Annotated in this window: 9 protein-coding genes and 1 tRNA gene; all 10 read right to left on the bottom strand. The window is 45.9% G+C overall.

Going from position 1 to position 11,934, the window contains the following annotated elements; genetic code table 11:
- Nucleotides 1-46: 46 nt before the first annotated feature.
- Nucleotides 47-1,180 (bottom strand): FecR family protein, encoded by a 1,134-nt coding sequence (locus IEX60_RS03735; RefSeq protein ID WP_188747476.1) that lies wholly within the window; start codon nucleotides 1,178-1,180, stop codon nucleotides 47-49.
- Nucleotides 1,181-1,253: 73 nt separating this feature from the next.
- Nucleotides 1,254-1,856: an RNA polymerase sigma factor gene (locus tag IEX60_RS03730; RefSeq protein WP_188747474.1), complete on the bottom strand. Its 603-nt coding sequence runs from the start codon at nucleotides 1,854-1,856 to the stop codon at nucleotides 1,254-1,256.
- Nucleotides 1,857-2,992: 1,136 nt separating this feature from the next.
- Nucleotides 2,993-3,075: transfer RNA gene (locus IEX60_RS03725), tRNA-Leu, on the bottom strand.
- A 76-nt stretch (nucleotides 3,076-3,151) separates the two neighbouring features.
- Entirely contained in the window at nucleotides 3,152-4,045 is an 894-nt protein-coding gene (locus tag IEX60_RS03720) for a Ppx/GppA phosphatase family protein (protein WP_188747472.1), read from the bottom strand.
- Nucleotides 4,046-4,051: 6 nt separating this feature from the next.
- Nucleotides 4,052-6,118, bottom strand: coding sequence for a polyphosphate kinase 1 (gene ppk1, locus IEX60_RS03715; protein ID WP_188747470.1), 2,067 nt, complete (start codon nucleotides 6,116-6,118; stop codon nucleotides 4,052-4,054).
- A gap of 104 nt (nucleotides 6,119-6,222) precedes the next feature.
- Nucleotides 6,223-7,257 carry a Gfo/Idh/MocA family oxidoreductase gene (locus IEX60_RS03710; protein WP_188747469.1) on the bottom strand — a complete coding sequence of 345 codons (1,035 nt, stop codon included), beginning with the start codon at nucleotides 7,255-7,257 and terminating at the stop codon, nucleotides 6,223-6,225.
- 17 nt (nucleotides 7,258-7,274) lie between these two features.
- Nucleotides 7,275-7,829, bottom strand: coding sequence for a hypothetical protein (locus IEX60_RS03705; RefSeq protein WP_188747467.1), 555 nt, complete (start codon nucleotides 7,827-7,829; stop codon nucleotides 7,275-7,277).
- 199 nt (nucleotides 7,830-8,028) lie between these two features.
- Nucleotides 8,029-10,605 carry a phosphoenolpyruvate carboxylase gene (locus IEX60_RS03700; RefSeq protein ID WP_188747465.1) on the bottom strand — a complete coding sequence of 859 codons (2,577 nt, stop codon included), beginning with the start codon at nucleotides 10,603-10,605 and terminating at the stop codon, nucleotides 8,029-8,031.
- Between the two features lie 184 nt (nucleotides 10,606-10,789).
- Nucleotides 10,790-11,605 (bottom strand): DUF3575 domain-containing protein, encoded by an 816-nt coding sequence (locus IEX60_RS03695; RefSeq protein ID WP_188747463.1) that lies wholly within the window; start codon nucleotides 11,603-11,605, stop codon nucleotides 10,790-10,792.
- A gap of 143 nt (nucleotides 11,606-11,748) precedes the next feature.
- The gene (locus tag IEX60_RS03690; protein ID WP_188747461.1) at nucleotides 11,749-11,928 is read right to left on the bottom strand and encodes a hypothetical protein; all 180 of its coding nucleotides are present in this window, start codon (nucleotides 11,926-11,928) and stop codon (nucleotides 11,749-11,751) included.
- Nucleotides 11,929-11,934 lie beyond the last annotated feature (6 nt).

The following is an 11,934-nucleotide window of genomic DNA, read 5'->3' as shown; positions in this document are numbered from 1 at the left end:
GTTTCCTGTTCATCATTGATGGGTTAAAATAGGTTAGCAACTAATTTTAATGCATATCGGAATCGATTGTTAAGGTCTTGCCTTTCAGCGTAAACTTTGCTGTCGATTCACCCAGAAACTCAATTAGGGTCTTTAGCGATACCTGACGGCTCATCACCCCGCTGAACGACGCCTGCGGCACATCGTTTATATAGCGGATTTCAATGTCGTACCACCGACCTGCCTGACGCATCAATTCAGCGAAGGTGGTCTCTTCAAAATAGAACACGCCCGATTTCCATGCGATTTCTTTTTTTAGGGATACTTTCGCTTTTTTTACCACTCCTTGGGTAGACACGCTCGATTGTTCTCCCGGCAGGAGCACAACGGACGTATTTCCAACAGGAGTTCCTACACGCACGCTACCTTCTACCAACGTTGTTTTGACCTCAGGCTCATCCGCGTAGGATAAAACATTGAACTCCGTGCCTAATACCTGAACGACCTGACCAGCGGACAACACCTTAAATGGCACAGTTTGCCCATTCTGTCTATTCCTGATCTTCGAGACAGAAAAATAGGCTTCTCCATCGAGTTCGACAACGCGCTCACTGTCATCGAAGCGACCGGGGTATCTCAATGTAGATGCAGCGTTGAGCCAAACTTTTGAACCGTCCGGCAGTGTCAACTGATAGGTGCCACCGTTAGGTACAGTAAGCGTTTGAATCTGCGTGGCTAAGGATGGATCATCAACCACCGTGCTGCCGTTTGTATACGAAACCCCATCGTTTCCTATGACAATCCCCGGTTGCGTTTCGCTCAATTCGAGCGTATTCCCATCGGCCAGGGTAAGAAAAGCCCGATTGCCGCCGGGCAGGATGTCTTCCGTAGCGCCCCTCATAACAAGACCTCCCTCCGCCGGGCGATTAGTTATGAACCACCAGGTTGAAAGGCACACAATGGCTAATGCGGCGGCATAAGGTAGCAGCGAACGTAATCGCTTCTCCTTCGTTTGCTGCATTTCGGGCAACCTGCTCCGCAAGTTCTTGTCTACGCGCGCATAATCCGCCTCGGTAAGCGCCGCATCGCTCATCGTATCTGCCATCTGCAGATACCAGCTTTCCACCTGGCGACGCTCAGCATCGCTGCATCTGCCGTCTCGATACCGTTCCAAAAGCTCCCTCGCACGCGCTTTTTCCATTTATTTTTTACTGTTTATCTATATGACGGTTGAGATCGTTAAAAGTGGAAGAAAAAGTTTCAGATTTTTGCTTTTAATTGAAATGACGGAACCAAAAACTGAGCAGGTGCCAAATCCCGGCAAGAAACCATATGTGGAATTTGGACTTCAGGAGCTTCATCGCGTTGTAAAGCTGCTTCTTAACATTGCCTTCGGTTGTACCTAATGATTCAGCGATTTCACGGTAGGAATGCTGGGCCTGCTGCCGCATAGCAAAGATCTGCCGCATCTTCTTAGGCAGTTTGGCCACCTCCCGTTCGATCTGCTGGGCAAGCTCTGCGGCAATCAACGCGTCGTCGGCAGCGGGTGTGCCTTGCTTGAGATAGTCTTCCAGGGAATTCAGGTAATATTGCTCTGTCTTATGCCGAGCAATCCGGTCGATTACCCGGTTGCGCGTTGCGCTATATAAGTAACCCGCAAGCGTACCTGATAACTTCAGAGCGGTCGCCTTTTCCCAAAGTACAGCAAAGATATCCTGCACCACGTCGGTAGCCTCGTCTTCATCGCGCAACAAGCGCAGGGCATGACGGAACAATATAGGCCAAAACCGGGTATAAATTTCGGTGTATGCCAGTTTATCTCGTTCACGCAGCAACGCGACTAACTGGGTGTCGTCATATCTTGCATAATCTACCATAATAATAGGTGAGAAAGCAGTCAGCTATGGCGCCGACCGCTATCACAAAAATCGATATTACTCCCTTCCAGTCTTTAACCATCTAAAAGACGGCACAACTTTTACCTTTCCTCAGCCCATAAGTCATCGAAAGGGTTCTTCCGTCCGCTTTTTTGAGCAAGGTTAAGCGTTTATTGCATAAAGTAGGTTTATGTTAGGTTCAAATTAGCTTGTTTACCCGTTTCAAAATACTTTTCTCTGAACGATTGCAGTCCAGTGCCCTACCTACAACGATCGTTCCATTTTTCAATCAATGCTTCCGCCTCATAATATCCCTTCACGTTGAATTAAAGGCCCAAAGAAACCTTTAAATGCCCTTAAAGCCGATTTGAAGATTTTATGTCCGGCATTCTCCGGGTGAATCATAACCGCTTTCAATCGATTGCTATATGCCAAATTTACATTAAATCTTTCGATTACGCACAAGCATATAAAAATCATGTGGCGTTTAGTGGCTACAACGGACTGATAAATATAGGGAATTCCGTTAAATTGCATTGTTATTCAAAAACAATCAATTTGCGGAACAATGAGCGTCAGCTCGACGACTTTCAAGGGGTCGTTTCAACCATTGAGCGATGAAACGTATTTTTATCAACTCATTATGCTCCAATTTCAAAATAAGCAAAAGATACAATACCGTTAGAAGTATTACTGCCGGCAATCTAAAAACCGGTTGTCATATGGTGTCCCATGAGCTTGACACTGAATTGATGCAACTCTTTATGGCAAAGCAGATCAGCATAACGGACAAATAAACGGCTATCCTTTTCACGGGATATGGGATATAATAATGCGTTATCAATAAAATATACCTTATACGAGATAAAAAAGTGATGCTCGATAGTGATTTGGCAATAAGAGCAGATTGGCTGCGTCCCACTGCCACGCACTCGGAGGCCACAGCGAGAATAGTTGGCTGCGTCCAGCGACCCCCGCACTCCATGGCCACAGCCATCTGTGGGTGGAGAGGCTTACAGCCAGTATAGCACGGCACTTTGTACCTGCGTTTTTCATTTAAAGGGCACGCGCAAGCAAGCTTGGCATGCCCTTTAAATGAAAAAACCCTTGCTTTCGCAAGGGTGCTATACTGGCTGTGCGGAAGAGCAGATTCGAACTGCCACGCCCGTAGGGCGCCACCCCCTCAAGATGGTGCGTCTACCAATTTCGCCACTTCCGCAGAGGTATTATGGGCGCAAAAGTAAGAGATTTTTTCTTTATTCAAGCTTTTCGCCGAAATAAAAATTATCGCTTTTTCAACTTTCCGGCAACGCAGACGGAAGCGTTTTGTCAATCAATGTTTGTATGATACCATCCACCAGCCCAACCCGGGGAACGATGACCTGACGGAGCCTGCCATATTTCATCAACGTCAGAAAAATTTCGCATGCGGGGATAATCACGTCAGCGCGATCGTTATTTAACCCCAGCACGTTGATCCGGTCTTTCAAAGAAAAAGAATTGAGATACTCATATAACGATTTCAATTTCGTATAAGAAATGGGCTTTTCTTCTTTGTCATTGGCCAATCTTGACAATTTATTAATATTTCCCCCCGTACCGATCCCGTATATCGTTTTAAACATCCGCGTGTGGTTCTTCACCCACGTTTTCATTTCCTCCCAGGTTTCCTCCTTATCCTGGTTGTCCAATATACGGATCGTACCGATGTTAAACGACGCCGACGCAACCAACTTGGTATCGGCAAATACAGACAACTCGGTACTTCCACCCCCTACATCGATATATAAATATGCCTTTTTGCTGCCGAGATGCTGTTCAATGTGGCTGTTATAGATAATCTCCGCTTCTTCACTCCCGCCAATAACCTGCAAGTCTATTCCTACTTCCTTAACTTCTTTGACCAACGATTTGCTATTTTCGGCTTCCCGCATCGCCGATGTCGCACAGGCCATGTATTCACTGACTTTGTATACATCCATCAGGTTACGGAAAGCCACCATTGTTTTGACCAAATCTGTAGCTTTGGGTTCAGATATATGCCGATCGATAAATGCATCATCCCCAAGACGCAGGGGAACCCGCACGAGGGTATTCTTTTTGAATGATATGGTTCCATTGTTTTGGATAATATCGGCTATCAACAGCCTCACTGCATTCGATCCGATATCTATTGCTGCGTACCTCACGTTTAATTAGGATTTATATTTCAGATAATTGTAAATGTCTTCCTGCGCACGGTGCTTAATTCTGCTCTTGCCACCGATATACCGATTGTTGTTTGATTGATTAATTTCGCGTGCTTTCGTATTATCGCGTAACTGAATGTCAATGATATCGCGGATTTCTCTACGGATATATTCATCAATGACCGGGAAGGCGACTTCCACCCTCCGGTCGATGTTCCGCGTCATCAGATCGGCAGACGATAAGTAGATCAATTCATCACCGCCGTTTCCGAAAATCCACACCCGTGCATGTTCCAAATAACGATCCACAATGCTTCTCACCGTGATACGTTCACTGAACCCCGGCTGCCCCGGTACAAGGCAGCACATCCCACGTATGATCAGTTGAATAGTTACCCCTGCATTATTCGCTTCATAAAGTTTTTCGATCATTTCCTCGTCAGAGAGGCTATTCATCTTTAGTACCATGTATCCTTTTTTTCCGGACTTGGCGATCTCGATTTCATTCGTAATTAGCTCATAAAAGCGTCGACGGGTTTCCAGTGGCGAAGTGATAATCGCTTTGTAACCCCGATGAAATGTTTGCTTTTCCAACCCCCTGAAAAGGCGTTTAAGATCTTTAGTAATCAATGGATTGACCGTAAACAGGCTGTGATCCCCATAAAGTTTGGCCGTCTTCTCATTGAAGTTTCCGGTGGCCAGATTTGCATAATATACCATTCCTCCCTTTTCGCGCCGTGCAATCAAACAAATTTTTGCATGTACCTTGTATTGCACAACGCCAATGTTCACGTTTACCCCTCCCTCTTCCAGCCGGTTGCGCCAATAAATATTGGCTTCTTCGTCGAAACGGGCCTTCAGCTCAAGCAGGCAATTTACTTTCTTGCCATTTTTAGCGGCATTGATGAGGGCATTGATCACACTGGAGTTTTCGGCCAACCGATAAAGGCAGATATCGATCTCTTTGACCTTGGGATCTATCGCAGCCTCCCGCAGGAAATGGACGATATAGTCAAACGATTGGTACGGCAAACTTATCAAGTAGTCCCGCTGCGCCATCTGACTGAATATGCTACGGCGTAAGTCGAGGTTATTGACCCGCAACTGAGGCATGGGAGCATACTCCAGGGAAGGTCCGCCCACATTGGGGAAATCAATGAAATCTTTGAAATTGTGATACCTGCCGCCGGGAATGAGCGCCTCCGAATCGAGCTGCATACCCGAAACCAGGTAGTTGAGGGTATCCAGAGCGATATCGGAATCATACAACAGCCGCATAGGCCGCCCTTTGTCCCTGCGTTGCAAACTGCGCATCAGGGCCTCCACAAACCGCTCGCTGACATTGGCATCAATATCCAGTTCCGCGTCGCGCGTGAGCTGAATACTGTACGCCTCCACGGTATCGTATTCGAAAATAAAGAACAAGTCATCCAGACAATACCGGATGATGTCGTCCAATAAAATAATGAATTTCAATCCCTTATTTTCAGGTAAAATCAGGAACCGTGATAGGATCGAAGTGGGGATCTCAACCAGCGCATACTTCACTTTCTTGCGGAAAGTCAGCTTAACGATGAAGTAGATATGCCGGTCTCTCAACTCCGGAAACGGTTTACCGGAATCTGAACCCTCCAGCATAATGGGGACTAATGTGGGCAGTACGTGCCGTCGGAAATACTCACGCACGTATTCACCCCGGGCCACATTTAGCTGTTGCTCGTTAATGATAAAGATCTTCTGGGACTCCAATTCTTTAATGATCTCATGTTCATAGAGATAATCGAATCGTTTTTCAAGCTTTACAACGATATTCTTGATTTCATTCAGGATTTTTTTGGGATTGAACCCCAGCAGGCTCTTGGTTTTGGTATTGATATCAACAAGCCGATTAAGTGTAGCGACCCTTACGCGGTAAAACTCATCCAAATTGGAGGAGAAGATGGCCAAGAAGCGTAACCGTTCCAATAATGGCACGGTCTTGTCCGCAGCTTCCTGCAGCACGCGCTCGTTGAAATACAACCAGCTTATCTCGCGGTTTATAAGTGGGAATTTGTGCTTCACAACTGTTAACATACGGCCGTCTTAAAATATTCCGGCCAATAATAACAATGTAAAGTTGCGTGAGTGTTAATTGTATATTAATTCACCATGACCAAACATCGTCTCAATAATAGGCGCTAACTTTCATTCCACACGGGTTGCTCGAGGATTTCCATTTGCCATAGGATTTCTTCGGGTTTTACCGGGAAGGGCTCATTCTTCCGTATCTGCGCGTATACGGCGTTAAACAAGTCATTATAATCTCCCTTAAGTGCCTCCCTGTATCGCAGTTCACGGTCACCATTGGGCTTCATAAGTGTAATCAACCCCTCTTTGCCTACCGGCTCAATACCATATTCAGGGGCTTTAGGCGACATTCCAGCTTGCAACTGATCTTCCTGCACATCCGCCCTGACTTTTTGGAAGGATCCTTTAACTCCGTGCAGCACATACGCCGGCAATGGATTGGCAACGAGTAAGCTCGCATGGATAAAGACGGTAAATCCTTTTGGATAACTAAGTACTAACGTCGAAAAATCGTCTACCTCAGAACCAGGCCGATGTGTAGCCTGGATTTTTAGACTCTTTTGGGGCTTGCCGAATAAGCTGATGACCTGATCAAGCAGGTGTGGCCCCAAATCGTACAGCACCCCGCTTCCCGGAATTTTCAGTTCTTTAAATACTTTCGGACTTTTCTCCATCCGGTAACGATCAAACCGCACATGCAACTCGATCAAATTTCCTAGGGTTTCACGCTCCACCACACGCTTAAGCAGTTTGAAATCACTGTCCCAACGACGGTTTTGAAAAACCATTACGTGTCGGTTCACCTCCTTTCCCAACTCAAACAATTTCCGGGCATCTTCAGCGGTAGGTGCAAATGGCTTCTCAACCAAAATATGTTTCCCCGCTTTCAACGCCTTTGTAGCATATTCCACGTGCGTATTATTCGGCGTATTTATAATGACAAACTCAATCTGTTCATCATTCAGTAAATCATCCACTGAATCGTAGCTAACTACATCCGGATACCGCTGGTGAGCACGTTTCTCATGTCTCTCTACAACAGCACGTAACTCAAACCGGGTTTTTTGGTGTATAAACGGTGCATGGAATACCCTTCCGGACATTCCGTACGACAAAATACCTGTGACAATGCTCTTTTTGGACATGAGAATGTAGGGATTAATTAGTGATGCGCACCGTGTTCTTCATGACCTCCCGCAAGTGCAAAAACTTCTTTTACGGCTGGTAATTTCTCCTTGGCATACGTTTTCAGCACCTTGGACGTATTCCGGTCGATGCGGTTAAACTGTTCTAAAATTGCACCCTGTTCGTGCTGAGCATGCGCGATGTACCCCTTACTGTCAAACCCACCCAAACTATCGGCCGCGAAATGATGCGGCACGGCAAAGGCAGGCACTCCCGGGTCGGGGAGAATGACGTGGAATGAGGCACCCATATCTTCCAATTCAGCAATAATAGGCTCATACGTCTCCACAATTCCCGCGGCCAGTTTCTTTGCTTCCGCGGAAGCTGGTGATGACTGTACATAGTTGGCCAATCCAACTTCAAATGTTGCTTTTTTATGAACAGACTTAAAGAATGAAAAACCTTCACTATCCACATCAGTTGCATTGTTGTACAACTTTGTGCGGCTCTCTGACTCACCCGCATGCCGGGTACAAGAACTTGCTGCTACCGCTAACGGCAAAGCCATCAAAACAATCTTTCTGAATTTCATCTGTTTATTTTTTGTTTTTCCAGTTGTCAGTACTTGTCCCGTGTCAACGGGATGGAACCTTTGATGATTAAAATAATCATTGCCCTATTGTGCGTAATGATTATTTTAATCACGTCGGGTTCATAAAATCTTAATTAATGCAACAAACTTAGCTAAAAATGTAATGCCCATCAACAGTTTTTGTCAGAACCGCCTACTATCAGGCGAGATTCCTGCCGGCATTTACCACGCCATAAACGGTACGCGTAACCAGTTTCGAGAACACCTCTTGGTCTTTTTCACTTAATTTATTCGTTTGCAGTTGCCGGATGGCGTAATGCTGGATAATCAACAGGGGGAGTACTATTTTCTCCCGTATTGCAATGGATTCTCGCTCCACGGGATAATTTTCCATCAGGACTTTGCTGCCACTCAATTTCAGCACATAGGACTTGGTACGTTCGTACTCATCACGCATCTTTACCCAGAAGTCACCAAACGTTTCGTCTGCCTGAATATAAGAAGTCAGGTCAAAATTTGATTTGGACATGGACATCATACAGTTGTCGACAATGGTTTTAAACATACCCGAGGTCTCATAGAGCTCTTTCACCTGCTCCCACTTCCCTTGCTTTTCTGCCCACTGAAGTGCCGATCCTACCCCAAAAAAACCGGGTATATTTTGTTTTAATTGGCTCCATGCGGTAACAAAGCTGATCGCCCTTAGGTCTTCCAGACGCAATTCCTTGTCCGAATTCCGTTTTACAGGCCGGCTACTGATGTTGATTTGTGACAGAAATTTCAGTGGGCTGAATTTTTCGAGGTATTTAAGGAATAACGGATTGTGCCGTAACGACAGAAATTGCTCGTGACTAATGTGCGCCATATCATCTATTAATTTCTTCTTTTCTGCTGATAAGGTATCTCCATCTTTTTGCCCGATATGGGAAGTAAGCCCGGCATGAAGGAGCTGCTCAATGTTGTAATACGCAGTGTCCCATGAACCATACTGGCTGCTGATGGTTTGCCCCTGAATGGTCAACTGAATGTGATCGTTTGCAATTTCCTTACCCATGGACGCATAAAAGCGCTGTGTTTTTCCACCGCCGCGCGCAGGGGGGCCTCCCCTTCCGTCAAAAAACACCAAGTCGACATCGTATTGCCTGGCCATGGCCGTAAGTTCTACTTTAGCCTTATAAATGGACCAATTGGCCATCAGGTATCCACCGTCTTTTGTGCTATCTGAAAACCCGAGCATGATTGTCTGCTTATTGCCCCGTTGCGCAAGGTGGGCTTTATAGTGGGGATGCGTATACAGTGCTTCCATCACGTTTGCCGCCCGAGTTAGGTCATCAACCGTTTCAAACAGTGGTACGAAGTCAATGCACAGTGACTCGGTTTGCCAACCACTCCACAAAAATAACTCCATCAGTTCGAGAATGTCGGAAGCTTGCTGGCAATTGCTGATGATAAACCGCTGGGCGGCGCGCTCGCCTCCCGACCGCTGGATATCCTTGATTAACCGAATGACGCTCAGGGTATCGGCAACCAAGGGGTGCGCGTCTTCCTCATATGGCAAATCACAGGACTTAAATGTAAAGGCCCGCTGCTTGGCGGTCTCATCCAATTGTTCGAAGTCGCCGACAATACCCGTTTTGTCTGCATATTTTTCGCGTATGTATGCATGGGTTTGCCGGATGACACTACTGTCCTGGCGGATATCCAGTGTCGCAAAAAAACAACCGAACGTTTTTACCTTGCGGAGCAGGTCATCCACCAATTCGACAAACAAACCGTCGTGATAATCCCTTAGGACGCGTTTAATCTCTTTCAGGTTGTGCGTAATCACTGCCTTTTCATTTTCAGGGGTTTCGGAGGGATTAAAGCTGTTCTCATAAAACCTGTCCTGCAGGATATCCATATATTTTTCAACCCCTTTGAAGGTGATGCGCCTTTTGAGTATCCTGAAATCACGGTAATAACAACGGAACAAAATGGTGCGCAGTAATAAGGCAACGCGTTTCGTACTCTCAACCGTCACATTCGGATTCCCATCGCGGTCTCCCCCCGGCCAAAAGCCCAGTTCGACCAATTGTCTGTTTTCGTCGGCCGGCAAGTCAAACTCATCATCGATTTTAGACTGAATTGCCGATGCCACAGGATAAAATACTTTTTCAAGAAACCACGCCAAACTGATGGCCTCATCCACAGGCGTCGGCTTGCTTTTCATCATAAACGGTGTTTTCCCCAACTGCTGCAACAATAAATGGATGTTATTGATGTCATTCTTTTTCAGCGCTTCCGTCAAATCCGTAATGATTGCCAGCACGGGGCCGGGATAAAACTGTGTGGGGTGGGCCGTCAATACCAGCCGCAACGAGAAATCACGCAGTTTGCTGACCAATTTATGGCGTAGCTCCTTATTGTTTTCCGTTTGTGTGAAAACGGAATCCAATAGTCCCGCTTCATCCGATCGGCCGGTTTTTTTGAAGGCAGCATCTTCAACCGCATCAAACAACACCACCTGCCGCTCGATATACTGAATAATGCGGAAAAGCAGATCGATACGATCTGCTTCGCGGACGTATTGCTCATACTGTCCAAAAAAACTCTCTATAATCGCTTCGGGATCAAGTTTTGCAGCTACACCACGTTCACAATGCGAAGTGAAAAAAGGCAGCAGCGTACCCGTGTGCTTTACCTGGTAAAAAGGCAAGGTCATGAATAGGCTATTGAACAACTCGAAGCGTGTAAGCACTTCATTTTCAAAGACTGCTTGTTTTTTACTTAAATTCATGCAACGGAAAAATTAAGAATGTAAAGATCGGGTTTGTTGATTAAAAAGCTCCCATCGCCATCCACGGGATTTATATTTTGAATAAACAAACCGCCAAATATATAAATATTCGTTTAAAAACGAGTATTTTTCTTACAACAATAATAACAATCCGTGCAAAAAATTAAAAATAAAATAACTCAGTTTAAAAGCGTACTCCGATGGCCAACCCGGTTCTGATTCCTGCCCAAGGCCCCCTCATGTCTAGCCTGGCTCCCTTACTGTCAACGTGGGCCTCCGTGTCGACCATCGGAATTTCCAGATTCTCCAGTTCATCGGCTAAAGCCGATTGAGCTTCCGGATCCAATGGCATCGAGCTGCTACCACTGAGCTTGCCTGAAGCCGCCCCATATGCGGGTCCCAATATCCACCAATCCAGGTAAACCCAACGTCCGATACGCCATTGCGAACCAAATAGGACACCACCGGTAAAACCGTTGATACGCCCGTTTAACGCAATTGTATGCGTTTCTGTATAATAATTACCTGCTTCATCCTCTCCTTCAATCGTATACTCAAATTCATTGAAATCAAGTCCGTACGTACTGTAACGTCCGTACGGGGCAATGTAAAAACCGCGAGGTCCGTCGTGCCTGCCGAAATAAAACCTTGATTCGACCGTAAAAGCTTGATTGCTGAGGCGGATATTTTGCAGTTCTTCAAAGGTTGCTTCGTCATCGATATACGATTCAAAAGCGTCCAACATGGGGAATCTGCCTTTTGGAATCATCCGAAATCCAACGGCGAGGGATATTTTCCGCGATACAGCCCGCTCATATTGGAGCGAGATGTCCCGGAAAGGCAATGCCAATAAATTAATCTTTGCGACATTCATGTCATAGTCAGCGAGACGCGCTTGCTGTTGTAGTTGCGAATCGGGCTGCTGTGCTTTCACCTGCATAGCTATGCACACCAAACAACCTATCCACCATAAGGCTGTTCCTGTTTGTGTTGTGTTCATCACGATCAATTATCCATCGAAAATCACGACTTTGTTGAAAACTTCAGTGTATTCCTCTGAAGGCTTGTATGCGTCTAACGATTTCGAAAGTAAACAAAAGAAAAATAAATAAAAAGCTGGCACCCATCGGAGGTGCCAACCTTTTAAATCGGTTCAGGTAGCGATAATGATACCATGCTATTATAAGGAGTCAAATCGTTGACATCCTCAACAACAGCATGCGGCTGCTCGTTGGTCACCACGTTGCACAAGTCCTGCAAGGACATATCTGCTTCTCCCAAGTGGGCAAACATACTTGCCAATTCCTCCAATTGATGTTTCATAAGTTT

The organism is Parapedobacter defluvii (assembly GCF_014642075.1).
Lineage (GTDB): Bacteria > Bacteroidota > Bacteroidia > Sphingobacteriales > Sphingobacteriaceae > Parapedobacter > Parapedobacter defluvii.
This window is presented reverse-complemented; position numbering and strand designations above follow the sequence as displayed.